The 24,075-nt window shown below is 71.7% G+C and carries 24 protein-coding genes; 10 read left to right on the plus strand and 14 right to left on the minus strand.

What is annotated here, in order from left to right; genetic code table 11:
* Positions 1-26: 26 nt before the first annotated feature.
* Entirely contained in the window at positions 27-1,427 is a 1,401-nt protein-coding gene (locus IE325_RS29475) for a PepSY-associated TM helix domain-containing protein (protein ID WP_190073131.1), read from the minus strand.
* Positions 1,428-1,584: 157 nt separating this feature from the next.
* Here IE325_RS29475 and IE325_RS29480 point away from each other — a divergent pair, with 157 nt between their 5' ends.
* On the plus strand, positions 1,585-2,232 hold the full coding sequence (locus IE325_RS29480) for a peptide deformylase (protein WP_190073132.1): 648 nt from the start codon (positions 1,585-1,587) through the stop codon (positions 2,230-2,232).
* Between the two features lie 5 nt (positions 2,233-2,237).
* On the opposite strand, the gene IE325_RS29485 is transcribed toward IE325_RS29480, so the two are convergent.
* Positions 2,238-3,671, minus strand: a complete 1,434-nt coding sequence (locus IE325_RS29485) for a dihydrolipoyl dehydrogenase family protein (protein ID WP_190073133.1) — start codon at positions 3,669-3,671, stop codon at positions 2,238-2,240.
* Between the two features lie 128 nt (positions 3,672-3,799).
* Here IE325_RS29485 and trxA point away from each other — a divergent pair, with 128 nt between their 5' ends.
* Positions 3,800-4,186: a thioredoxin gene (trxA, locus tag IE325_RS29490; RefSeq protein ID WP_190073134.1), complete on the plus strand. Its 387-nt coding sequence runs from the start codon at positions 3,800-3,802 to the stop codon at positions 4,184-4,186.
* 3 nt (positions 4,187-4,189) lie between these two features.
* Here the strand turns inward: trxA and IE325_RS29495 are convergent, their stop codons facing one another.
* The 4 genes from IE325_RS29495 to IE325_RS29510 form a co-directional block, all read right to left on the minus strand.
* Complete coding sequence (locus tag IE325_RS29495) at positions 4,190-5,626, minus strand: aldehyde dehydrogenase family protein (protein ID WP_190073135.1); 1,437 nt, start codon at positions 5,624-5,626, stop codon at positions 4,190-4,192.
* 31 nt (positions 5,627-5,657) lie between these two features.
* Entirely contained in the window at positions 5,658-6,836 is a 1,179-nt protein-coding gene (locus IE325_RS29500; protein WP_190073136.1) for a 4-hydroxybenzoate 3-monooxygenase, read from the minus strand.
* Positions 6,837-6,900: 64 nt separating this feature from the next.
* Positions 6,901-7,947 (minus strand): LacI family DNA-binding transcriptional regulator, encoded by a 1,047-nt coding sequence (locus IE325_RS29505; protein WP_190073137.1) that lies wholly within the window; start codon positions 7,945-7,947, stop codon positions 6,901-6,903.
* A 46-nt stretch (positions 7,948-7,993) separates the two neighbouring features.
* Positions 7,994-8,677 carry a TetR/AcrR family transcriptional regulator gene (locus IE325_RS29510; protein WP_190073138.1) on the minus strand — a complete coding sequence of 228 codons (684 nt, stop codon included), beginning with the start codon at positions 8,675-8,677 and terminating at the stop codon, positions 7,994-7,996.
* 113 nt (positions 8,678-8,790) lie between these two features.
* Here IE325_RS29510 and IE325_RS29515 point away from each other — a divergent pair, with 113 nt between their 5' ends.
* Positions 8,791-9,354: an NAD(P)H-dependent oxidoreductase gene (locus tag IE325_RS29515; RefSeq protein WP_190073139.1), complete on the plus strand. Its 564-nt coding sequence runs from the start codon at positions 8,791-8,793 to the stop codon at positions 9,352-9,354.
* 50 nt (positions 9,355-9,404) lie between these two features.
* Here the strand turns inward: IE325_RS29515 and IE325_RS29520 are convergent, their stop codons facing one another.
* Complete coding sequence (locus IE325_RS29520) at positions 9,405-10,310, minus strand: LysR family transcriptional regulator (RefSeq protein WP_190073344.1); 906 nt, start codon at positions 10,308-10,310, stop codon at positions 9,405-9,407.
* Positions 10,311-10,426: 116 nt separating this feature from the next.
* Between IE325_RS29520 and IE325_RS29525 the strand changes: the two genes are divergently transcribed.
* Positions 10,427-10,651, plus strand: coding sequence for a hypothetical protein (locus IE325_RS29525; protein ID WP_190073140.1), 225 nt, complete (start codon positions 10,427-10,429; stop codon positions 10,649-10,651).
* A gap of 10 nt (positions 10,652-10,661) precedes the next feature.
* On the opposite strand, the gene IE325_RS29530 is transcribed toward IE325_RS29525, so the two are convergent.
* Both IE325_RS29530 and IE325_RS29535 read right to left on the minus strand, forming a co-directional pair.
* On the minus strand, positions 10,662-11,543 hold the full coding sequence (locus IE325_RS29530; protein ID WP_190073141.1) for an LLM class F420-dependent oxidoreductase: 882 nt from the start codon (positions 11,541-11,543) through the stop codon (positions 10,662-10,664).
* 69 nt (positions 11,544-11,612) lie between these two features.
* Positions 11,613-12,593, minus strand: a complete 981-nt coding sequence (locus tag IE325_RS29535; RefSeq protein ID WP_190073142.1) for an ArsR/SmtB family transcription factor — start codon at positions 12,591-12,593, stop codon at positions 11,613-11,615.
* Positions 12,594-12,649: 56 nt separating this feature from the next.
* On the opposite strand from IE325_RS29535, the gene IE325_RS29540 reads away from it, so the two are divergent.
* Complete coding sequence (locus tag IE325_RS29540; protein WP_190073143.1) at positions 12,650-13,909, plus strand: MFS transporter; 1,260 nt, start codon at positions 12,650-12,652, stop codon at positions 13,907-13,909.
* On the opposite strand, the gene IE325_RS29545 is transcribed toward IE325_RS29540, so the two are convergent.
* Entirely contained in the window at positions 13,800-14,789 is a 990-nt protein-coding gene (locus tag IE325_RS29545; protein ID WP_190073144.1) for a TerC family protein, read from the minus strand. The genes IE325_RS29540 and IE325_RS29545 overlap by 110 nt on opposite strands.
* Before the next feature lie 235 nt (positions 14,790-15,024).
* On the opposite strand from IE325_RS29545, the gene IE325_RS29550 reads away from it, so the two are divergent.
* Positions 15,025-16,002 (plus strand): alpha/beta hydrolase, encoded by a 978-nt coding sequence (locus IE325_RS29550; protein ID WP_190073145.1) that lies wholly within the window; start codon positions 15,025-15,027, stop codon positions 16,000-16,002.
* 119 nt (positions 16,003-16,121) lie between these two features.
* Positions 16,122-17,114, plus strand: a complete 993-nt coding sequence (locus IE325_RS29555; RefSeq protein WP_190073146.1) for a helix-turn-helix domain-containing protein — start codon at positions 16,122-16,124, stop codon at positions 17,112-17,114.
* A gap of 9 nt (positions 17,115-17,123) precedes the next feature.
* Here IE325_RS29555 and IE325_RS29560 read toward each other — a convergent pair whose 3' ends face one another.
* Complete coding sequence (locus IE325_RS29560; protein ID WP_190073147.1) at positions 17,124-17,477, minus strand: hypothetical protein; 354 nt, start codon at positions 17,475-17,477, stop codon at positions 17,124-17,126.
* Positions 17,478-17,593: 116 nt separating this feature from the next.
* Between IE325_RS29560 and IE325_RS29565 the strand changes: the two genes are divergently transcribed.
* The 3 genes from IE325_RS29565 (at position 17,594) to IE325_RS29575 (ending at position 20,262) form a co-directional block, all read left to right on the plus strand.
* Positions 17,594-18,052 (plus strand): MarR family winged helix-turn-helix transcriptional regulator, encoded by a 459-nt coding sequence (locus IE325_RS29565; protein ID WP_190073148.1) that lies wholly within the window; start codon positions 17,594-17,596, stop codon positions 18,050-18,052.
* A gap of 47 nt (positions 18,053-18,099) precedes the next feature.
* A complete protein-coding gene (locus IE325_RS29570) occupies positions 18,100-19,293 on the plus strand; it encodes a CaiB/BaiF CoA transferase family protein (protein ID WP_190073149.1) in 1,194 nt (397 codons plus the stop codon).
* A 99-nt stretch (positions 19,294-19,392) separates the two neighbouring features.
* Positions 19,393-20,262 (plus strand): hypothetical protein, encoded by an 870-nt coding sequence (locus IE325_RS29575; protein WP_190073150.1) that lies wholly within the window; start codon positions 19,393-19,395, stop codon positions 20,260-20,262.
* Here the strand turns inward: IE325_RS29575 and IE325_RS29580 are convergent.
* From IE325_RS29580 to IE325_RS29590, 3 genes are read right to left on the minus strand one after another with little or no spacing between them, the layout of a single operon-like run.
* A complete protein-coding gene (locus IE325_RS29580) occupies positions 20,250-22,310 on the minus strand; it encodes a beta-galactosidase (protein ID WP_190073151.1) in 2,061 nt (686 codons plus the stop codon). The genes IE325_RS29575 and IE325_RS29580 overlap by 13 nt on opposite strands.
* 42 nt (positions 22,311-22,352) lie before the next feature.
* A complete protein-coding gene (locus tag IE325_RS29585; RefSeq protein ID WP_190073152.1) occupies positions 22,353-23,171 on the minus strand; it encodes a carbohydrate ABC transporter permease in 819 nt (272 codons plus the stop codon).
* Complete coding sequence (locus IE325_RS29590) at positions 23,168-24,070, minus strand: carbohydrate ABC transporter permease (protein WP_190073153.1); 903 nt, start codon at positions 24,068-24,070, stop codon at positions 23,168-23,170. Before IE325_RS29590 ends, IE325_RS29585 begins: the two co-directional genes overlap by 4 nt.
* Positions 24,071-24,075 lie beyond the last annotated feature (5 nt).

The following is a 24,075-nucleotide window of genomic DNA, read 5'->3' on the forward strand; positions in this document are numbered from 1 at the left end:
GTCGTTCACTCCCCTTGCTCAGCCGTTCAGCTGCTGGGCTGCTTGGCCGCTCGGCCCCGCCGGTGCGCCACCTCTCCCAGGATCACGTCTACGACCACGAACGCCGCCAGCGAGATGCCCAGCAGCGGCACGAAGTAGCCGATCACGGCGACGACCGCCACCAACGGGACCAGGATCTGCGGCGGCACCTGCTGCCAGGCGCCGCGTGGAATGGGCCGGCCGAAGGCGGAGTCCCGGCCGCGCTGCCACCACATGCGGTAGCCCCACACGATCAGCAGGATCAGGGAGAGTGTGAGGCCCATCAGGAGGATCTGGTTGGCCAGGCCGAACAGGACCCCGGTGTGCAGGTCGATGCCCCAGCGGGTCAGCTTGGCGAGCACCGGATAGTCGGCGAACCGCAGCACATCGGTGACCTCGCCGGTCGCCGGGTCGATCGCGACCGAGTCCTGCTTCGTCGGCCAACTGCGCTGCACCTGGCTGACGACGTACGCGGACGAGGCGTCGGCGGGCGGCACGATCTCCACGGGGTCGCCGAGGCCCTCGGCGCGTGCCGCCGCGAGGACCTTGTCGAGGCCGACGCCGTGTTCGCCGCTTCCGCCGCTGGCGGCGGCGCCGCCATGGCCCCCGTGTTCCCCGCCCGTCGACGCCGAGATGGACGGGGTGGCCTGTCGGAGCGAGGTGCGCAGTTCGTCGATGTTGGCTCCGGCGTACGTCGACCAGGTCAGGCCGGTCGCGGAGAGGAAGAGGAAGCCGAGGGCGGCCCAGGCGCCGACGGTGCCGTGCAGGCCGAGGGTGCGGCGGCGTCCGCTGGTGCCCCGTACCTTGCGCAGGGCGCGGCGGCGGGAGAACCACAGCACCAGGCCGCCGGCCGCGATCACCCACAGCCAGCTGGCCGCGAGTTCGCTGTAGAGGCGGCCGGTCTCACCGAGACGCAGGTCGCGGTGGAACTCGTCGATCCAGGTGCGCAGGGGCAGCGCGCCGGTCGAGCCGTACTGTTCGAGGGCGCCGCGCACCTCTGCGGTGTACGGGTCGACGAACACGGCCAGCTTGTGGTCGGCGTCGACGCCCTTGACGCCCGACAGCAGCACCCGGGTGGACTCGTCGTCCGCCGGGGAGGGCCGTACCGCCGACACGGTGCCCTCGGGGTGGGCCTTGCGGGCGGCGGCGACCTGTTCGGTGATCGGCAGTTTCTCGTCACCGACCGGGACGTACATCTCGTGCGCGTACACGAACTTCTCGGCCTGGAACGCGCCGGCGTACAGGAAGCCGGTGGCCGCGGCGACGAGCAGGAACGGCGCGACCAGGACGCCGGCGTAGAAGTGCAGGCGCAGGATCAGCGGGCGCAGCGGTGCCCATCTGCGGGGTGACGGCGCCAGGGCGTCGGGTTGTGACGCCTCCGCCGGGGAGGTCGTGGGAGCGGTGGACATCGGCGGCTTCTCCGGGGATGGGGAGTGGGGAGTGCGGAGTTCTCTGGCGTGGCGTCCCAGTAGTCGGTAGGAGGAGGCGCCGAGTTCCCGTCACCTCAAGTGACGTACGCCACAAGGGAATCCGCCGGTGATACGTCCGTCATGGCATCCTGGCGCGATGGCACTTCCGAACCATCGCGCTCCGCTGGCCGAGCAGGTCGAGCAACTCCTGGCCACCGAGGGCCCGTTGCCCATCGTGGCGGCCGGCGACCCGGTGCTGCGGCGTCCCGCCGAGCGCTTCGAGGGGCAGCTGGCGCCCACGCTGCTGGCCCGCTTCGTGGAGGCCCTGCGCCTCACCATGCACGCGGCGCCGGGGGTCGGCCTCGCCGCGCCGCAGGTGGGTGTGGGGCTGCGGATCGCGGTGATCGAGGATCCGGCGCCGGTGCCGGAGGAGGTGGCCCTGGTGCGGGGGCGGGTGCCGCAGCCGTTCCGGGTGCTGGTGAACCCGTCGTACGACGGCGCGGGTTCCGCTCGTGCCGCGTTCTTCGAGGGCTGTCTGAGCGTCCCGGGCTATCAGGCGGTGGTGGCGCGGCCCGCCGAGGTGCGGCTGACCTGCGAGGACGAGCAGGGGAGCGCGGTGGACGAGGTGTTCTCGGGGTGGCCCGCCCGGATCGTGCAGCACGAGACGGACCACCTCGACGGCATGCTCTATCTGGACCGGGCCGAGCTGCGCTCACTGTCCTCCAACCAGGCGATGGCGGAGTACTGGGCGCAGCCGGACCCGGGTGCGGCGGCCGGTGCCCTCGGCTTCGAACTGCCGCGCTGAGTACGTCAGTTGTCCCGGTACGACTCCAGCAGCCGCAGCCACACCTCGCTGATCGTCGGGTACGACGGGACGGCGTGCCACAGCCTGCTGATCGGCACCTGTCCCACGACCGCGATCGTCGCCGAGTGGATCAGTTCGCCGACGCCGGGGCCGACGAAGGTCACTCCGAGGAGGATCTCGCGTTCCAGGTCGACGACCATGCGGGCGCGGCCCCGGTAGCCGTCGCCGTACAGGGACGCGCCGGAGACGGAGGCGAGGTCGTAGTCGACGGCGCGGACGCGGTGGCCGGCCTGTTCCGCCTCCGCCAGTGACAGGCCCACGGCGGCTGCCTCGGGGTCGGTGAAGACGACCTGGGGGACGGCGGCGTGGTCGGCGGTGGCGGTGTGGGCTCCCCAGGGGTCGGATTCGAGGATGGGGACCCCGGAGGCGCGGGCGGCGATGGCCGCGCCCGCGATGCGGGCCTGGTACTTGCCCTGGTGGGTGAGGAGGGCGCGGTGGTTGGCGTCGCCGACCGCGTACAGCCACTCGCTGCCGGTGACGCGCAGGCTGTCGTCGACCGCCAGCCAGGAGCCGGGCTCCAGGCCGATGGTGTCCAGGCCGATGTCGTCGGTGCGCGGGGCGCGTCCGGTGGCGAAGAGGATCTCGTCGGCCTCGATCCGGCCGCCCTGGTCGGTGACGACCACGACCGTGCCGTTCTCCCTGGTCACCGACTGGACCGAGGTCCCGGTGCGGACGTCCACGCCCGCCTCGGTGAGCGCGTCGGCGATCATTTCGCCGGCGAAGGGCTCCATGCGGTTCAGCAGGCCCTTGCCGCGGACGAGGAGGGTGACGCGCGAGCCGAGGGCCTGCCAGGCCGTGGCCATCTCGGTGGCGACCACTCCCCCGCCGACCACGACCAGCCGCCCGGGCACACTCTGGGCGCTGGTGGCCTCGCGGCTGGTCCAGGGCTTGATCTCGTCGAGTCCCGGCAGGTCGGGCAGCACGGCCCGGCTGCCGGTGCAGACGGCGACGGCATGCCGGGCGGTCAGGACATGCCGTGTGCCGTCGGGGCCGGTCACCTCCACCGTGCGGGGTCCGGCGAGGCGGCCGTGGCCGCGGTAGAAGTCGGCGCCGATGCTGTTCAGCCACTCGACCTGGCCGTCGTCGTGCCAGTCACCGGTGAACGCGTTGCGCCGGGCGAGGACCGCGGCCGCGTCCAGTGGGCCCTGTACGGCCTGACTGAGGCCCGGCAGGCGGCGGGCGTCGGCCTGGGCGAGGACCGGGCGCAGCAGGGCCTTGCTGGGCATGCACGCCCAGTACGAGCATTCGCCGCCGACGAGCTCGCTCTCCACCACCGCGGTGGCCAGTCCGGCCGCCCGGGTGCGGTCGGCGACGTTCTCGCCCACCGGCCCGGCTCCGAGCACCACGACGTCGTACGCGTTGGAATCCGTTTCCGTCATGCGCTCAGTCTTACGGGTGGTGTGCGACGTGGCCACACGGGTACGCGCGCGGAATACGTGACCGTACGGTCGTGTTGTCGCCGACGGCTTCGCCCGTACACCAGCAAGAGGGATTGAGGGATAACGCCATGAGCAGCACCGTGGAGCTCACCAAGGAGAACTTCGACCAGACGGTCACGGACAACGAGTTCGTCCTGATCGACTTCTGGGCGTCCTGGTGCGGGCCGTGCCGTCAGTTCGCTCCGGTCTATGAACAGGCCGCCCAGGACAACCCGGACCTTGTGTTCGGCAAGGTCGACACCGAGGCGCAGCCGGAGCTGGCCGCCGCCTTCGGTATCCAGTCGATCCCGACGCTGATGATCGTCCGCGACCGTGTCGCCGTGTTCGCGCAGCCGGGTGCCCTGCCCGAGGCCGCCCTCACGGACGTCATCGGGCAGGCCCGCAAGCTCGACATGGACGAGGTCCGCAAGGCCGTCGCCGCCCAGCAGGCGGAGGCCGAGCAGGACGGCCAGTAGGGCCTAGAAGGGGTACGCAGCCACGTCGCCGCGCACCGTCGTCCAGCGCACGTCGGTGAACGCCTCCAGGTTGGCCTCGCCACCGAACCGGGCCCCGGTGCCGGAAGCGGCGATGCCTCCGAAGGGGGCGACGGCCTCGTCGTTCACGGTCTGGTCGTTGATGTGCACGATCCCGGTCGGGATCCGCTCGGCCAGATCCAGGCCGCGGGCGGCGTCGCCGGTGACGATGCCGAGGGAGAGGCCGTAGGAGCTGGCGGCGGCGAGCGCGGCGGCCTCGTCGGCGGTGGCGAAGGGGCGTACCGGCGCGACCGGGCCGAAGACCTCCTCGGCGTACGCGGGGGTGTCGTCGTCGACACCGGCGAGCACGGTCGGCCGGTAGAAGAGCTGCTCATGGGTGCCGCCGGCCGCGAGCTTGGCGCCCCGGGATGTGCTGGCCTCCACCAGGCCGTGCACCTTGCCCAGTTGACCGGCGTCGATGAGCGGGCCGAGGTGGACCTGGGCGCGGTGCGGGTCGCCGACGGCGAGGGCGTCGGCCTTGGCCGCGAGGCGCTCGACGTACTCCTCGTAGAGGGACTCGTGGACGAGGTGGCGGCCGGTCGTCATGCAGATCTGGCCCTGGTGGAAGAAGGAACCCCAGGCCGCCGTGGAGATCACGGCCTCGATGTCGGCGTCCTCCAGCACGATCAGGGCGGAGTTGCCGCCCAGCTCCAGATGCGCGCGCTTGAGATGGCGTCCGGCGGCCTCGCCGACGGCCCGGCCCGCGCCGGTGGAGCCGGTGAAGGAGATGACCGGCACCCGCGGGTCGGCGACGAGGGCCTGGCCCGCCTCGGGGCCGCCCGGCAGGACGTGCAGCAGCCCCTCGGGCAGACCGGCCTCGGCGAAGACCGCGGCGAGGGACAGGCCGCCGCAGATCGCCGTGCGGGGGTCCGGCTTCAGCACAACGCCGTTGCCGAGCGCGAGGGCGGGGGCCACGGAACGTATGGACAGGATCAGCGGGGCGTTGAACGGCGCGATGACGCCGACGACACCGACCGGCACCCGGCGTGTGTACGAAAGCCGGGGCGCCTCGCTGGGCAGGACCTGTCCGGCAGGGCGGGAGGCGAGGGCGGCGGCCTCGTAGCACTCCTGGGCGGCGACGTGCAGCTCGAAGTCGGCCTTGCCGGGGATGGAGCCGGACTCGCGGACGAGCCATTCGCGCAGTTCGTCGGCGTGCGCGGTGAACAGGTCGCCGGCCTTGCGCAGGACGGAGGCGCGCACGAAGTGCGGGACGCGCGCCCACTCGGTCTGGGCGGTGCGGGCGGCCTCGGCGGCGGTGGCGATGTCCTCGGCACCGGCCAGGGTGACGCTGCCGAGCGTGTCGCCGGTGGCGGGCTCGGTGACGGCGTACTCGCCTCCCGCGAGGGTGCGGGGCTGCCAGGTCCTGGGGTCGAGCAACGGCATTGCGACTCTCCGTTCGATCACCGGGCGGGACTCACACGGGGAGTGGAAGTCCCGCGTAGTTCGTCGCCAGTTCGGCGGCGGCGTGGCGGGATGCGGTGATCCGGCGCAGACGTGCGAGCTGCATCCGGTGGTCGAACGCATCCCCGTCTGGTTGAGCATGCAACATCTTAGTCATGTCATCCGAGAAGCGGGTGGCCTGCCACACACGCTGAAGGCACAACTCCGAGTACCTGTCGAGAAGCTGTGTGTCGCCTGTGCGATGCAGCCGGGTGAGGCCGCGGGCCAGCACCCGTACGTCCGACACCGCGAGGTTGAGGCCCTTGGCGCCGGTCGGCGGGACGATGTGGGCGGCGTCCCCGGCGAGCAGAAGGCGGCCGTGCCGCATGGGTTCATGCACATAACTCCGCATCGTCGTCACCGACTTGGACATGATGGGGCCGCGGTGCAGGGTCCAGTCGCCGTCGATCGCGAAGCGCGCGGCGAGTTCGTCCCAGATGCGGTCGTCGGGCCAGTCGTCGGGGTCGGTGCCGTTGGGGACCTGGAGGTAGAGCCGGGACACGGTCGGTGAGCGCATGCTGTGCAGGGCGAAGCCCCTCTCGCCGCGCGCGTAGATCAACTCATCGCCGGACGGGGCGACTTCGGCGAGGACGCCGAGCCAGGAGTAGGGATAGTCGTGCGCGTAGGAGCGGGCGGTTCCGGCGGGGAAGGCGTCGCGGGAGACTCCGTGGTAGCCGTCGCAGCCGGCAACCCAGTCGCAGGTCAGCGTCCGCTCGCGGCCCTCGTGCCGGAACCGTACGACGGGCGTGGCGCTCTCCGGCTTCTCGACGGCGAGCGCCTCGGCCTCGTACAACAGCGGTGGCCCGTCGGCGAGTTGGAGGGCGACGAGGTCCTTCACGATCTCGGTCTGCGCGTAGATCGTCACCGTACGGCCGCCGGTGAGGGCCGGGAAGTCGATGTGGTGGCGTTCCCGCTCGAAGCGCAGCTCGATGCCCTGGTGCACCAGGCCTTCGCGCTCCAGCCGCTCGGCGGCGCCGGCCTCGCGCAGCGCGTCGACCGTGCCCTGCTCCAGCATCCCGGCCCGCTGGCGCTGCTCGACATACTCCCGGGTCCTGGCCTCCAGGACCACGCAGTCGATACCCGCGCGGTGCAGCAGCCGGGCGAGGAGCAGTCCGGCGGGACCGCCGCCGATGATGCCGACCGTCGTGCGCATCCGTACGCCTCCTGGCTTTCGACGGTACGTCGGCCGGGCCGCCGGGGCCTGCCGGCGACGGGGCTCAGCTGGAGTCGCGGTGCACCACCGTCGCCCCCAGCACCCTGTGCGTTCCGGGCGCTGCGCCGGGGTCGCGCACCGCGCGGTCGACCAGCTCCGCGAGGTCGCGGCCGGACGGCAGCTCGATGTGGACGGTGCTCAGCCTAGGCCGCAGCAGCCGTCCGAGCATCAGGTCGTCGGCACCGATGACGGCGACTTCGGCGGGGATCCGGACGCCCCCGTCCTTCAGGGCGCGCGTCAGCAGCATCGCGTACTCGTCGTTGTAGGCGAACACCGCGTCGAGGCCGAGGTCGCGCCAGCGGGCGGCGAGGCGGGCGGCGGACTCCTCGTCGTAGGCGAGGGGCAGCGTGGTCACGGCGGCGTCCGTGCCGTGCAGGGCGCGGCGCACGCCTTCGAGGCGGGGCGCCGAGAATGCCTCCAGGCCGTCCTCCTCGGGCACGACGACACCGATACGGCGCCTGCCGCGGTCGTACAGATGGCTGCCGGCGCAGTGGCCCACGGCCTCGTAGTCCATCACCAGGGCGTGGGCACCCTCGACGGATTCGGGGCCGAGTGTGACCACGGCGCGGGCGCCGGAGCGCTTGAGCACGGTGACGCCCTTCGGGCCGAGTCCCGCCCCCGACACCAGGACGGCGACGGGGCGCAGCTCGGCCCAGGCGCGGGCGGCCTCGTCGCCGTGCAGGCCGACGCTGCCGTGCTGGACGACGGTGTAGTCGAGGCGGCCGAGGGCCAGCTGGAGGTCGCTGAGGAAGTGGCTGTAGAGATGGCCGGCGGCGAAGCTCGGCGTGGGCATCAGGACCATGCGGCTGTGCCCGGCGCGCAGGCTGCGGGCCGCGGCGTGCGGGACGTAGCCGAGTTCCTTCGCGGCCTCGTGGACCCGGCGGCGGGTGGGTTCACTGATCCGGACGGCACTGGTGTTGTTCAGGACGTAGGAGACGGTCGCGCGCGAGACGCCGGCCAGGCGGGCCACATCGGCGCTCGTGGGTACCGAGCGCGTTGCGGGGAAAGCGGGCGCGGGCGTTTTCGGTATCTGCACCATGACGTACCGCATCTTTGCAGAAGCTCTGCGTGGACCTCCGGCCAGGGCCCCCGCCCGTTCACCCCACTGTGCGCGTCACCCGGTCGACCAGGTCGAGCCAACCCTTCTCCAGGCGCTCCATGGGCATCCCGCACTGCCTGGTCAGGTGGTTGATCAGGGCGGGGTCCAGATACGCCAGGAGCGTCTGGGCGAGGAGGTCGCAGTCGGCATCGGGGTCGATCTGCCGCAGCAGCACCGTGACATGGGTGCGCAGGGCCTGGACCGAGGGGTGGGAGTACCGGCGGGTCGGCTCCGGCTGGGCCGCCAGTTCCAGGTCCAGCCGGTCGACCGCGCGGTAGAGGACCGCCACGCCGAACGCCCTCAGCCGCTCGACGGGCGGGGCGCCCGGGCCGAGCGGCGGTGGGCCGCCGAGGAAGTCGGCCTGGAGATTGCGCGCGGAGTGGTCGAGCAGGGCCGTCAGCAGGCCGGTGCGGTCGCCGAAGCGGCGGAAGACCGTCCCTTTGCCCACGCCCGCCTCCGCGGCCACGGCCTCCATGGTGACCCCGGCCGCGCCGTGCTCCGCGATCAGCCGCGCGGCGGCGTCCAGCAGCCGGGCGCGGTTGCGGGCGGCGTCGGCACGCAGACAGGGCTCGTCTGGGGCGGAGCCGACCTCCAGCAACTGGGGCCCGCCGAGGGGCTCCTGTGGCTCCTGCGGCTTCGGGAAGGGCGGCTCGGATGCGGACATGAAGCCAGAGTAAAGCATCGGGAATGAAACTGGACCGCGGTCCGGTTATGGTGGTACACATCTAAACGGACCTCGGTCCGGATCGTAACGGCAGTGTTTCAGCGCAGTGTTTTCAGCCCCTTGGAGTTCGCATGTCTGTTCGCATCCTCGCGCTCGTCGGCAGCCTTCGCGCCGGTTCGCACAACCGTCAGCTGGCCGAGGCGGCCGTCAAGCTCGCTCCCGAGGGCGCCGAGGTCGTGCTCTTCGAGGGCCTGGCCGAGATCCCCTTCTACAACGAGGACATCGACGTCGAGGGCGGCGTCCCGGCCGCCGCCGCCAAGCTGCGTGAGGCCGCGCAGGCCGCCGACGCCTTCCTGCTCTTCTCCCCCGAGTACAACGGCACGATCCCGGCCGTGCTGAAGAACGCCATCGACTGGCTGTCCCGCCCCTTCGGCGCCGGCGCCTTCGGCGGCAAGCCGGTCGCCGTGGTCGGCACCGCGTTCGGCCAGTACGGCGGCGTATGGGCGCAGGACGAGACCCGCAAGGCCGTGGGCATCGCCGGCGGCAAGGTGCTGGAGGACGTCAAGCTCTCCATCCCCGGTTCCGTGACCCGCTTCGCCGAGACCCACCCGGTCGACGACACCGAGGTCGCCGCGCAGCTGACCGAAGTCATCGCGCGCGTCCACGGGCACGCGGGCGAGGCCGTCGCGGCCTGACCCGTCGCCGAGAAGGGCCGGAGCCGAGCGCTCCGGCCCTTTCGCACGCCTCAGGCCACCGCCTTCGGCGCCAGTTCGCGCAGTTCCGCCAGTGCCGCCGCCACCGCCGGGCGTTCCCGGCAGCCACGGCGGGTGCAGGTGAGCACCTTGCGGTGCGGGTCGCCCGTGCAGCGCACGCGGGCGATCGGCAGGTGCGGGGTCAGCTGGGCCAGCCGTGGCACGAGGGCGACGCCGAGCCGGTGGGCGACCAGGTGGGCGGTGACATTCCAGTCCAGGGCGTGATGGAGCACGTCAGGGGTGAAGCCGGCCGCGCCGCACGCCTCCATCACCCGCGGACGGCAGGGGCTCCCCAGCACCGGCGCGATCCAGTCCTCGTGCGCCGCCTCCGCGAGGTCGACGCGCTCACGTCCGGCCAGCGGATGGTCGGCGTGGACGACGAGGTCGTACGGGTCGTCCAGCAGCGGTTGCTGATCGAAGCGCGCATCGCCCAGCGTCGGGTTGTGCGGGGTCACCTCCACGACGGCCAGGTCGGCCTCACCCTCGAAGAGCAGGTCGAAGCTCTCCGGCGCTCCCGTCTCCCGGATCCGCACGGTCAGCCGGGGATGCCGCTCCCGCAGTCGTACGGCCATCGGCGCGAGCAGCACCGGCACGGACATGGGGAAGCCGCTGACGCGCAGTTGCCCGGCGGGGGCGCTGTACTCGGCGCGCAGGTCGAGTTCGGCCTCCTCCCAGCGCGCCGCGATCGCGTCGGCGTGCGCGAGCAGACTCTCGGCCGCCGAGGTGAGCCGCACCCCGCGGCCCTGCGGCTCCAGCAGGACGACGTCCAGGTCGCGGGCCAGCTGACGGATCTGCTGGGAGGCGGCGGACGGGGTGAAGTGCAGGGCGTGGGCGGCCGCGGTGACCGTGCCGTAGTGCGCCACGGCCCTCAGTACATGCAGTCGGCGCAGGTCAATCATGAAGTCCACGCTTCAAGGTGACGTCCATAAAGTCAACCTGGACGTGTACGAAAGCTCGTCGCACCCTTGATTGTGTCGCGACCATCGATCAGTCACACGAGGAGCGAGGAGTCACCATGACCAGCACGACCGGCACCGTCTGCCCGCACTGCGGATGGCCCGACGGCGCCGAGCCCTTCCAGATCGTCTCCCGGCACATGACGGCGGCGGGCGGCACGGTGTGGACGCGGTGCGGCTGCGGTTCGCTGCAGGTGAGGGTCGTCGACGCCCGCGGGATGCGGATCGTCTCGCGCGGCCGCCCCGCCGACACCGGCACCCGGTCCGGCACACCGTGCCGCTGAGCCGCCGGGCTCAGTCGAGCCCGGCCAGCCGCTGTACGGCGGGAGCCGCGAAGTTCTCGATGAACGCCGCCGGCTCCCCCGTACGAGGGCCGAGAATCACCGTGTCGATGCCGAGCTTGGTGTAGCCCGAGATGTCCCGGGTGAAGGCGTCGAGGTCGCCCGTCATGGCGGCCTCGCCCGAGTAGACGACGGTCTTGCGGATCTCGTCGTAGTCGCGCCCCTCGGTGTCGCAGTGGCCGCGCAGCACGTCGAGCTTGTGCCTGACCTCCTCCGGCGAGGTGAGGAACAGATTGCACGCGTCGCCGTACCGGGCCACCAGCCGCAGGGTCTTCTTCTCCCCTCCCCCGCCGATCATGATCTCGGGGTGCGGGGCGCTGACCGGCGCCGGGACGCAGAGGGTCTCGGCGAGCCGGTGGTGCTTGCCCTCGAAGGGGCCGTTCGCCTCCGGGTCCCACATCTGGAGGCAGATCCGCAGGGTTTCCTCCAGCCGCTCGAAGCGCTCGGCGACCGGCGGGAACGGTACACCGAGGCCCTCGTGCTCGCGGTCGTACCAGGCCGCGCCGATACCGAGGGCGGCCCGGCCCCCGGACAGCACATCGAGAGTGGTGACGATCTTGGCGAGCAGCCCTGGGTGGCGGTAGGTCACGCCGGTCACCAGGGCGCCGAGGCGGACCGTGGAAGTGTGTGCGGCGAGGAAGCCGAGGGTGGTGTACGCCTCCAGCATGGGGTCCTCGGCGCGGTCGTTGAACTCCATCTGGAAGTAGTGGTCCATCACCGACAGCCAGCTCACTCCGGCCGCCTCGGCGGCGGCGCCCGCGGCGGCGAGTTCGCCGCCGAGCGCGGGACCTCCCCCGGGGTGGTCGAACCGGTTGATGTGCACGCCGACCCGCATGTCCTGTCTCCGTTCGCCCCGACCTGGCCCCCGTCACCGACGACGCTAGATCTTCGAGCGCTCTCGAAGTCAAGCCCGGTCGGCCAGTTGGTCACCGAGCGCGGTGCGCCGGTACAGCACGCGCCGGCCGTCGCGGGCCCGGCCGACCAGTCCCGTGGCGTGGAGCACCCTCAGATGCTGGGAGACCGCGCCGGGCGTCACGCCGAGGCGGCGGGCCAGCTCGACCGTGGGCAGCGGTTCGGCGAGCAACCGCAGGATCGTGGTCCGGGGTGCGCCGAGCAGGGCGGCGAGGGCGGAGTCGCCGGGGTCGGGGCGCGGTTCCCACAGGGTGGCGGCGCCCCTGCCGGGATAGGCGAGCATCGGGGGTTCGTCGGCGCTGACCGGGGGCGCGGGCTTGTGCGCGAACAAGGACGGCACCAGGCGCAGTCCGCGCCCGGATCCGTCGACCTCGTGCCGGCCGATCATCTGCTCGACCCGCAGCACACCGTCGCGCCAGCGCACATTGCGGTGCAGATCGGAGAAGAGGAGCTGGGCACCGCCCATGGCGAGCTGCCGGGCGCGGTGGGTGATGTCGGCCTCCAGCACGAGCCGCATACGCGGCCAGTCCGGACCGATGGCCAACTCCCAGTAGCGCAGCAGCAGTTCGGACAGTTCCTCCAGCAGCTCCGCCACATGTGCGTCGCCGGGAGCGGTGGTCTGCCGGAGCGCCTCGGGCAGCGGGTGCGGGGCGTGCGTGGCGAGCAGGTCGCGGCGTACGAGTTCGGGTGGCGTCGCCCGTACGACGGCGAGCTGGTCCTCCAGCGCGGGCGCGAACGTCGTCGGGCGCGGGGTGAGGAAGTCGGGCAGGACCAGAGTCTGTCCGACCAGGGCGCCCAGCAGCCGGGCGTCGGCGGGGTCGAGGCGGTCGAGCACCGAGCGGCGCCACGGGGTGTGCAGCGGGAAGAGGGCGGGGGCGCGCAGGGCCCGCAGGCTGCCCATGACCTCGCGCAGCGGCGAGATCGCGAACCGGGTGTCCGCGAGGTCGTCGACGTCGAGCAGGAAGCTGATCATTGAGCCCCGGGCTAAATCCTTTGGCAACCGGCCGTCACCGGCGTGGACTTCGGCACATGACGGATCACGACCACCGGCAGACTACCTCCGCGATCGCACTGCTCGCCTTCGCCTGCGGAGTCGCCGTGGGCAATGTCTACTTCCCGCAGGCGCTCGGCCCGTTGGTGGCCGCAGGCCTCGGTGTCCCGCCCGACGCGGCCACCACGGTGGTGACGGCGACCCAGTTCGGCTACGCGGCCGGCATCTTCTTCCTCGTCCCGCTCGGCGACCGGCTGCGGCCCCGCCGGCTGCTCGTCACCCTGCTCGCGGTGACCGGGCTCGGCCTGCTCGCCGCGAGTACGGCGCGGACGCTGATGCCGCTGCTCGCCGCGAGCGTCCTCGTCGGCGCGGCCACGGTGATCGCGCCGCTCGCGGGCCCGCTGGCGGCCGGTCTGGTGCCCGCCGAGCGACGCGGCGTGGTCAGCGGCACCCTGCTCAGCGGCTGCCTCGCCGGGATGCTGCTGTCCCGAGCGTTCGGCGGCGCCCTCGGCGACTGGCTGGGCTGGCGGGCGCCCTACGTCGCCGCCGCGGCGCTGTCCCTCGTGGTCGCGGCCCTGCTGGCCCGTCTGCTGCCGCAGCTGCCCCCGGCCACCGCGACGTCCTACCCCGCGCTGCTCGCCGCACCGCTGCGGCTGCTGCGCACCGAGCCGGAACTGCGCCGCTCGTGCCTCTACCAGGCCTCGCTGTTCGCCGCGTTCTCCGCGGTGTGGACCGGCGTGGTGCTGCTCCTCACGGGCCCGGCGTACGGCCTGGACACGACGGCCGCCGGGCTGCTGGCCCTGGTCAACGCGGGGACGATGCTGGCGACGCCGGTAGCGGGGCGGCTGGTGGACCGCAGGGGCGCGGACCCGGTCAACCTCGTGTGCTTCCTCGTGGTCGGAGTGTCGGCGCCGGTCCTGGCGTTCGGCGCGCTGGGCGGCGTACCCGGACTGGTCGCGCTGGTCGTCGGCACCCTGCTCCTCGATGTCGGCATGCAGTCCGGGATGGTCGCCAACCAGGTGCGGATCTACGGCCTCGGCGCCGATGTCCGCAGCCGTCTCAACACCGCGTACATGACCTGCTCCTACCTCGGCGGCACCGCGGGCTCCTGGCTGGGCGCCCATGCGTACGGCCGCTTCGGGTGGATCGGGGTGTGCGCGCTGGTCGCGGCACTCACGGCGGTGGCACTCACGCGCCATCTGCTCCCACGCGCTCGGCCCCGGCCGGTTCCTGCCGCTCCTGACGCTTCGAGGCGCGCAGACTGGTCACCGTCGTCACAGCCAGGACGAGCACGATGAAGCCCAGCGAGAACGGGATGCTGATCTCGGGGACATGGACCCCGGACTCGTGCAGCGCGTGCAGCACCAGCTTCACGCCGATGAAGCCGAGGATGATCGACAGGCCGTAGCTGAGGTGGACCAGCTTCTTCAGCAGACCCCCGATGAGGAAGTACAGCTGCCTCAGACCCATCAGGGCGAAAGCGTTGGCGGTGAACACGATGTACGGGTCCTGCGTCAGCCCGTAGATCGCCGGGATGGAGTCCAGGGCGAACAGCACGTCGGTGGAGCCGATCGCGAGCATCACGACCAGCATCGGGGTCATGACCCGCTTGCCGTTCTGCTCGATCCACAGCTTGGTGCCGTGATAGCGGTCGGCGACACCGAATCGCTCCTCCGCCATCTTGAGCAGCTTGTTCTCCTGGTACTCCTCGTCGTGCTCGTCCTTGCGGGCGTCCTGGACGAGCTTGTAGGCGGTCCAGATCAGGAAGGCGCCGAAGAGGTAGAACACCCAGGAGAACGTGGAGATGATCGCCGCACCGGCCGCGATGAACCCGGCGCGCAGCACCAGCGCCATGATCACGCCGACCATCAGGACCCGCTGCTGATACTGGGAGGGGACCGCGAACTTCCCCATGATCAGGACGAAGACGAAGAGATTGTCCACGCTCAGCGACTTCTCGGTGATGTAGCCGGCGAAGAACTCGCCCGTGGGCCCGCCACCGCCGTAGAAGTACAGCCCGAGCCCGAAGAGACAGGCCAGAACGACCCAGACGAGCGTCCAGGTGCCCGCTTCCCGGACGGAGACGTCGTGGGGTTTGCGGCCGATGAAGAAGTCCACGGCGACCAGCGCGCACAGGGCCACGATGGTCAGCAGCCAGACGGCGAGGGAAACGTTCACAGGTGCTACTCCTGGTGCAGGTGGGGCGTTGACAGCGTTGTCTGCGTGCGGCAGGTTCATCCACCCCCGGCGGGTGAACAGCGGGTCATCTCCTGGCAAGCTCCAGGTCACGGGCGTGCCACCCGCCGGGCGGCGGGGAGGTTCCGCCGAACGGCGGCCCTCGGCCCGGTGCCGGGGCACGGATGCTGGCCGCAGAGCCGCCGGGCACGCTCGTGCCCCTGTGTGAGGAGACGCCATGACCCAGGCCCCGCCGCCCCCGTTCGACCCCGAGCTCGCCGCCGCGCTGGAGCTCATCAAGGACGTGATCTCGCCCGGCCTCACGATGGACGAGATAGCCGACGTCCGTCAGGGGCCGGGGATCGAGATGCTGGCCGAGCTGGATCTGACCATGGACGGCTTCTTCGAGGTCGAGGACCGGGCGGTGCCGGGCCCCGAGGGCGCGCCGGAGATCTCGCTGCTGATCTGCCGGCCGGCCGTGGCGGCGGACGCGGGCCCGCGGCCCGTGATCTACCACGTGCACGGTGGCGGCCTGATCCTCGGCGACAATCGCGTCGGGGTCGAGGCCGCCCTGTCCTGGGCGAAGGAACTGGACGCGGTCGTGGTGTCCGTGGAGTACCGGCTCGCGCCCGAGCATCCGTACCCGGCGCAGATCGAGGACGTGTACGCGGGTCTGGAGTGGACGGCGAAGCACGCGGCCGAGCTCGGCGGCGACGCCCGGCGGATCGTCGTCGCCGGGGCGAGCGCCGGCGGCGGGCTGTCGGCGGCGCTGGCGCTGCTCACCCGGGACCGCGGGGGTCCGGAGCTGATCGGGCAGATGCTGATGTGCCCGATGCTGGACGATCGCAACGACAGTCCGTCCACGTACCAGATGGCGGGGCTGGGCATCTGGGACCGCACGGCGAACGAGACCGGGTGGACGGCGCTGCTCGGCGAGCGGCGGGGCGGGGCGGACGTGCCCGCGTATGCGGCGCCTGCCCGTGCGGAGGATCTGTCCGGCCTGCCGCCGGCGTTCCTCGATGTCGGCTCCGCGGAGACCTTCCGTGACGAGGTCGTCGCCTATGCCTCGCGGATCTGGCAGGCGGGGGGTGTGGCCGAGCTGCATGTGTGGCCCGGTGGCTTTCACGGCTTCGACGGATTTGCTCCGCAGGCGGCGGTTTCTCAGGCTTGTCAGAGGGCTCATGTGGGGTGGTTGCGGCGGTTGTTGGAGCAGTGACGGGAATTGTTGTGGCTGGTCGCGCCCACGCGGCGGAGCCGCATGACGACACAGCCTCGCGCCCATGGATTTCGGCCCAGGCGGCACCGGCTCTTGACCGCATGTCGCACCATTGGCCTATGAAAGAGCTGGCCGGGCGGTTGACCGCCCTCGACCCCGACGCGGGGGCCGCCGTTCGGGTCATCGCCTACTTCGATCGGCTGGCCGAGTCCCGTGCCGGGCTGGAGGCGCTGGTGCGCGGTGCCGCCGTGCTCGCCGGGGTCGCGGCACGGCTGGTGGACGGGGACCGGCGGGTCCATGTGCGGGTCGAGGCGGACGGCACGCGCCGGGACAGCGAGCTGCCGCCGGATCCCGCGTGGCCGTCGGCCGCGCTGACGCCGGGCGGCGCACCCGCGCTGTGGCTGGAGCGGGACGGGCGGGCCGAGCCGAGCGTCGTGGACGCGGTGATCCTGGAGCGGGCCGCCGGTGTCATACGGCTCGTGCTCGACCGGACGCGAGGACGGGCCCCCGCCGATGACCCGGCGCTCGTCGAGACCGTCCTCGACGGCACGGCTCCGGAGACGGCACGGCTGCACGCGGCCCGGCGTCTGGGCCTGGACCCCACCGCACCGGCCCGCGTCCTCGCCCCGCTGGACGGGCGCCCGCATATCGTCCCCGCGCACCTCGACGCCGGGGCGCCCGCCGGCCGCGTCGGCGTGGGGCCCGCCGTCCCGGTGCCGGACCTGCCCCGCTCCTGGTCCGAGGCCCGCGTCGCCCTGCGGTTCACGGCCGAGGGCACCGCACAGGACCCGGGCCCCCGCGTCGTGCACGCCGAGGAACTGGGCGGCACCGCCCTGCTCGCCGACCTCGTGGCACCGGGTGCCGAGCCGCCGCCCGACGTACAGGCCCTGGAGGCGGCCGCCGCGGCGGCGCCCTGGCTGCTGGCCACGCTGCACGCCGTCGCCTCGACGGTGAGCCTGCGCGCGGCGGCGACCGAGATCAACGTCCACCACTCCACACTCCAGGAGCGGCTGGCCCACGCCGAACACCTGCTGGGCTGGCCACTGCGCACACCGCAGGGCCGGTTCAGGCTGGGGCTGGCGCTGGCGATGCGGCAGCTGACGCGGACGTAGAAGCTCGCCTCAGCGGAACTCGTGCACTACCTCGATCGTGCCGACGACATGGGCGTTGAACTCGGCCAGTTCCTCCGCCGGCACCCACAGTTCGAGGATCGTCCCGCCGCCCGCCTGCTGGACCGGATACCGGCTCAGGAACGCCGACTCGACCTCGAAGCGGGTGACGAAACCGGCGCCATCGTGCTTGACGTTCCAGTCCCGGGCGATCCGTACCGCGTAGTCCTCATTGAGCACCGGGTAGAAGATCGGCTGCTCGGGCAGGCGTGGCGGCCAGGCCCGCCAGTTCAGCTCGCGGACCAGGTCCAGTTCCTTGGGGCCGGTGGGTCGCCACAGGGTGGTGGTCGGAGGCTGGCTGATCATGGGCGCCGACGATAGCCGGATCGCGGAGGGGACCGCGACGGAGTTTCCGGTAGTGCTTGCAGGCGCGCAATAGACGCAATCGCTGGAAATTTCGCGGATGCCCTATCCTGAGGTTCATGACAGCGACGGATCCCGCGCTCACCGCACTCGCCCAGGGCTGGTGCGCCCTCTCCCTGCTGCACGGCAGGATCGAGACGCATATCGAGCGCGCTCTTCAGGCCAAGCACGACCTGAGCGTGCGCGAGTACTCGCTGCTCGATGTCCTCAGCCGCCAGCACAGCGGTGAAGGCGGACATCTGCAGATGAAGCAGGTCGCCGACGCCGTCGTACTGAGCCAGAGCGCCACCACCCGCCTCGTCACCCGCCTCGAGGACCGCGGGCTGCTCTCGCGCTACCTCTGCCCCACCGACCGCCGCGGCATCTACACCGACGTCACCGAGGCCGGGCAGAAGCTCCTGGAAGAGGCGCGGCCGACCAATGACACGGCCTTGCGCGAGGCCCTCGACCAGGCCGCTGAGAACCCCGAGCTCGTCCCCCTGGTCCGCGCGGTCGAGACTCTCCACGTCCCCGCCTGATCTGCGCCGTTGACGCGATCTCCCTGGTCGACGTACACATGGCCCCTATGAGCACCCCCCGCCTCCCTCTGTCCGGCATCACCGTCGTCAGCCTCGAACAGGCCGTGGCCGCCCCGTACGCCACGCGGCAGCTGGCCGACCTCGGGGCTCGGGTGATCAAGGTCGAGCGGCCGGGGGGCGGGGACTTCGCCCGCCGGTACGACACCACGGTGCACGGGGAGTCCAGCTATTTCGTCTGGCTCAACCGGTCCAAGGAATCCCTCACCCTGGATCTCAAAGCGCCGGGGGGACTGGCGATTCTCCACCAACTCCTCGACACCGCCGACGTGTTCGTGCAGAACCTCGCGCCCGGCGCCGTCGACCGCCTCGGCCTGGGCACCGAGGTGCTCGCCGAGCGGTGGCCGCGGCTGATCCCGTGCACGATCTCCGGGTACGGGACGTCGGGGCCGTGGGCCGATCGCAAGTCGTACGACCTGCTGGTGCAGTGCCAGACCGGGCTGGTGTCGCTGACCGGTACCGCCGAGGAGACCGCGCGGGTCGGGATCTCCGTCGCCGACATCGCCGCCGGGATGTACGCGTACAGCGGCGTCCTGACCGCCCTGTACACCCGCGCCACCACGGGCACCGCGCACCCGGTGGAGGTGTCCCTGTTCGAGGCGCTGGCGGAGTGGATGGGGCAGCCCGCGAACTACACCCGCTACGGCGGCACCCAGCCTCAGCGCCTGGGCACCCAGCACCCCACCCTCGCCCCGTACGGCGCCTACACCGCCGCCGACGGCCGGGAGGTGCTGTTCTCCATCCAGAACGAGCGCGAGTGGGCCGTGCTGTGTGCGCACTTCCTCGGCCGGCCGGAGCTGACCGACGACCCGCGCTTCGCCACGAGTTCCGCGCGGGTGGCCCACCGCGACGAGCTCAACGCCGTCGTCGCCGAGCGCTGCGCCCGCTCCGACACCGAGGACATCCTCAAGGACCTGGAGGCGATCAACATCGCCTGCGCCGGGGTCAACGACGTCGCCGCGTTCCTGGACCACCAGGTCCTCGCGGCCCGGGGCCGCTGGCGTGACGTGGCACTCCCCGGTGGGGCGACGGCCCAGGCCCTGCTGCCGCCTGCCGACCTCGCGGGGCTGCCGGTGCGCATGGACCCGGTGCCCGCCGCGGGCGAGCACACCGAGGCGATCCTCGCCGAACTCGGCCGCAGCGGCGAGGAGATCGAGGCCCTGCGCACCGACGGTGTGATTTAGCGGCTCTCACCGAACGCCGCACCCCCTTCCCGCGTCACAGTCCCGGGCGGTACCGACACCGCCCCGACCGGCTCACCGCCGTCCGTTCGGGGGGTTTCCATGCGTACGACCGCTTACCGCACCGTCCTGTCACTCACCGCGCTCGGTCTGCTCGCCACCGGATGCGGCAGCTCTCAGCCCGGCGGCTCCGACGAATCCGAGCCGGCGCCGAACACCGAGCCCCGCGCCCTCAAGGTCGCCGAGGCCTGGGACGGTTCGACGGCAGCCGACACCTGGCGCACCGGCTACTACCCGATCGCCGACCCGGCACAACTGCCCGAGGACGCCTTCCACGACGATGCCGACAAGGAGGCGTACCTCACCCAGAACGTCGTCCTGCGCGGCAACCTCCCCGAGACCCCGCAGACGGACGCGAAGGTGACCTGGCGGAGCGGTGAGTCGCTCACGCTGCCGCTCCTGGGGGCGCGGGCGGCGTACGAGAAGCTGGGCGGCGGCGACCTCAGCCCCGGGCCCCACCTCACGGTGACCGGGGCGAAGCTGGGCGAGACGACGCTGGCCACCAGCCGCGGCCCGGCCACCGTCCCGGCCTGGCTGTTCACGATCGAGGGCTACGACACCCCGCTCAAGCGGGTCGCTCTCAACCCCTCGAAGCCGCCGAAGCCGCCCATCGGACCGGCCGGGCAGCTCGGCAGCGCGTTGTGGGAGCTGAACAAGGTGGTCGAGGTGACCGCCGACGGCAGGTCCGTCACCGTACTGGCCCACCACGGGGCCTGCGACGACGGACCCGCCGTGGATGTGCTGGAGACGGACGGCAGTGTGGTGTTGTCCGGCTACGTCGTCGGCGCGAGCGACGAGCTTTGCACGGCGCAGCTCCTGTCCAAGAAGGTCACCGTCGAACTGGACCGCCCGCTCGACGACCGGATCCTGCTGGACGCGTTCACCGGCCGCCCAGTGAGTCACTCCTCCTGAAGAACCCTCACATCCCATGCGGCCAGGCGTACTTCACCGCCACACACCTCACCGGACAGCACATCCCGCACGCCCCCTGGCACGGGTACGGTCACCGGATCCCACGACCAGTTGTGCAGGAAACGGACCCGGCGACCGTCACGCGAGTGGGCCGACGTCGCTGTCACGCTCGGGTGGGCCGGGCGCCACGCGTCGCCGTCAGGGGCCGCCGCCCACCGAAGCAGGGCCTGGGCGAATACGGGGTCCGGGACGGTGCCCACGTAGGTGATGCGGCCGGTGCCGTGGGGGTGGGTGGTGGCAGCGGGCCAGCGTCCGAAGTGGGGGTGGTCGTAGGTGGCCAACTCCTGCGCGCCCTGGGGCTGGAGACCGTCGGCCCAGTGCAGGGCGTGGGCCTCGGGTGGGAGGGCGAGGCCGTTCGTGCCGGTCACGGGCAGTGGGGCGTCCAGGTTGCTGAACTCGTCGTACGTCACCCCGGCGGCCTCCGCCAGCCGCGCGGGCTGGGCATCGGTGCGGGCCCGTGCCTCGTGGTCGCCGTAGGCGGTGCGGGGGCCGAGGACGAGGTGGCCGCCCTGCTCGGCGTACGCCTTCAGCCGGTCCAGGGTCGCGTCGTCGGCGGCGTAGTAGGCCGGGACGACGAGGACCGGGGGCAGTTCGGCGTCGGGGAGCTGGCCCGGGTGCAGGATGCGGGACTGGAGGCCGGCGTCGAAGGCGCCCCGGTAGAAGGCGTCGAAGAGGGTCTCGTACGACCGCTTGTCCGGGTCCCCGTCGGGCGTGGCCAGCGGGGGCTGTGCCTGGAGCGCCCATTTGCTGGGGCCGTCGTAGAGGAAGGCGACGTCGGCGTCCGGGGTGAGTGCCGCGACCAGATCGCCCGCCCTCTCCAACTCCCCGCCCAGCGCGGCGAGTTCGCGGTACACCCGCCCGGGGCGGCCGTTGTGCGGCAGGATGCCGCCCCAGTAGGTCTCGGTGCCGAAGTGCAGGGTGTGCCAGTGCCAGTACTCGATCATCGAGGCGCCGCGCGAGATCAGCGCCCAGGCGGCCTGGCGGTACTGGCCGTCGTAGGCGGGCCGGTTGTCCCACGGTCCGCTGATGGCCTGCGCGTTGGTCTCCGTCACCAGGAACGGCTCCTGGCGTGAGGAGTACATGCGGTCGGCGCTGCGGTACAGGGCCCAGGTGCCGTTGGTCGTCCAGTCCTGGCCGGAGCGGTTCCGGTCGGGCAGGGCGAGGGCGTCCTGCATCGTGTAGTACGGGTTGCCCGCGGTCATGTCGAGGCGCTCGGTCAGCTTGTCGTCCTCGACAGCCTGGCGGTCGTAGGAGATGCAGGTGGTGACGAACTGGCCGGGGCGGGCGTACTCGCGCACGATCTCGGTCTGCCAGGCGATGAACTCGGTGGTGAGACGGGCCTGGAAGCGCCGCCAGGCCAGGTCGTACTGGGGCTGGGCGTTGCCGTCGGGGGTCCAGAGGTCGGCCCAGGTGGAGAGGCGGTGCGACCAGTAGACGAGGCCCCACTCGCGGTTGAGGGTCTCGACGTCGCCGTAGCGTTCCCGCAGGTCGTCGGTGAAGCGCTGGAAGACGCCGTGGTTGTGGAAGAGGTGCAGTCCGGGTTCGTTGTCGACCTGGAAGCCGATGACGGCCGGGTGGTCGGCGTACCGGGCCACGATCCTGCGGATGATCCGCTCGGCGTGGAAGCGGAACGCCGGGTGGGTGAAGTCGACCTCCTGGCGGGCGCCCCAGCCGTGCCGCCTGCCGGTGCGGTACTCCCCCGCGATCTCCGGGTACTGCCGGGCCAGCCACGGCGGCACGGCGTACGTCGGTGTCCCGAGGATCACCGCGATGCCCCGCTCATGGGCGCCGTCCAGGACCGGCTGGAGCCAGTCGAGGTCGAAGCGCCCGTTCTCCGGCTCCCAGGTCGACCAGACGGACTCGCCGACCCGGATCACGGTGAACCGGGCCTCGGCCATCAGGTCGAGGTCGTCCTTGAGGCGTTCGTAGGGCTGGTACTCGTGGTAGTAGGCGGCGCCGAACAGGACGCGGGGTGGCAGCTCGAACATCCTTCTCCCATACGGTGGTTGAGGGTGGCCCCATGGGGGGTGTCAGCCCTTGACGGCGCCCGTGGACAGGCCTTCGAGGAGCTGTTTGCGCAGCACGACGAAGAGGGCTACGGCGGGCAGGACGGCGAGGACCGCCCCGGCGAGCACGAGGTCGTACTGGCGCTGTTCCGAGACGAACAGGGTCTGCAGGCCGAGCGGCAGGGTGTACTGGGAGCTGTCGGAGACCAGCACCAGCGGCCATAGGAAGCTGTTGTAGCTCTGCAGGAAGGTCCACACCGCGAGCGCGCCGAGCGAGGGGCGCAGCAGGGGCAGCACGATCCGCCGGAAGATGCCGAACTCGCTCGCGCCGTCGATACGGGCGGCCTCCAGCACGCTGTCCGGAACGGACTGCACGATGTACTGCTGCATCATGAAGATCCCGAACGCGGGCGCCACCCACGGCACGATCAGCGCGAACCACGGGCTGCCGAGGCCGGTCTTCACCAGCATCACGAACAGCGGCACCAGGATCACCGCGAACGGGATGGACAGCGAGCTGAACATCACGCCGAACAGCAGGTTCTTGCCCGCGAACCGGAACTTGGCGAAGCCGTACCCGGCCAGGGCGCACACGAAGACGGACACGGCGGTGGCGACGACGGCGACCACCGTGCTCATCAGGAACCAGCGGCCGAAGGGCTGATCGGTGAGCAGGGTGCGGTAGTTGTCGAGGGTGAACGGGGACGGGAGCAGCTTCGGCGGGTAGGCGAAGATATCGCCGCGCGGTTTGAAGGAGCCGCTCAACGCCCACAGCAGCGGGGCGAGGAAGCCCAGGAACAGCAGGATCAGGAAGGCGTAGAGGGGCAGGCGGGCGCGTGTCATGAGGTGGCCCTCCCGATGCCGAGGAGACGGTTGACGAGCTGACTCAGTCCGAAGACGAGGACGAAGAGGACCACGGCCGCGGCGGCCGCGTAGCCGAACTGCTGGCGCTGGAAGGCGGCCCGGTAGATGAACATCGTCACCGAGAGGGTGGACTCGGCCGGTCCGCCGCCGGTCAGCAGGTACGGCTCCTCGAAGATCTGGGCCGCGCCGATGAAGGACGTCACGACGACGAAGGCGGTCACCGGCTTCAGTGCCGGCAGGGTGACCGTGGTGAAGGTGCGCAGGCGTCCCGCGCCGTCCAGGGCCGCGGCCTCGTACAACTCCCTCGGTACGTTCTGGAGTCCGGCGAGGAAGAACACCGTGAGGTAGCCGGTCCAGCGCCACAGCATCACCAGGGCGATGCTCACCCTGGCCCAGCCCGGATCGCCCAGCCAGTCGACGCCGCCGGTGCCGAACAGGGCGCGCAGCACCGAGTTGGCGAGGCCGAACTGCCGGTCGAAGACCAGGCCGAAGATGAGGGCGACGAGGATCGGGGAGACGACGACGGGCACGAAATAGGCCGTGCGCCACAGGTCCCGGACGCGCAGGCCACGGGTGTTGAGGGCCTGGGCGATCAGCAGGGCCAGGGGTACGACGACGCAGACGGCCACGAGCACGAAGACGGCCGTGTTGCCGAGAGCCCGGTGGAAGCTGATGTCGGTGGCGAGCAGGCGGTAGTTGCGCAGGCCCACCCAGTGCGGGGTGCCGAGGCCGACCCACTCGGTCAGGCTCAGCCAGAGCGAGACGGCGATCGGGACCAGCATGAACAGGACGTAGAGGAGATAGAAGGGGGAGATGAAGAGGTACGGCGCCCAGGAGCTCCTGGCGCGGTGGGGGCCGGCTGTCGTGGTGGTGGACATGGTGG

This window comes from Streptomyces lanatus (assembly GCF_014655715.1).
GTDB classification, from domain to species: Bacteria; Actinomycetota; Actinomycetes; order Streptomycetales; family Streptomycetaceae; genus Streptomyces; species Streptomyces lanatus.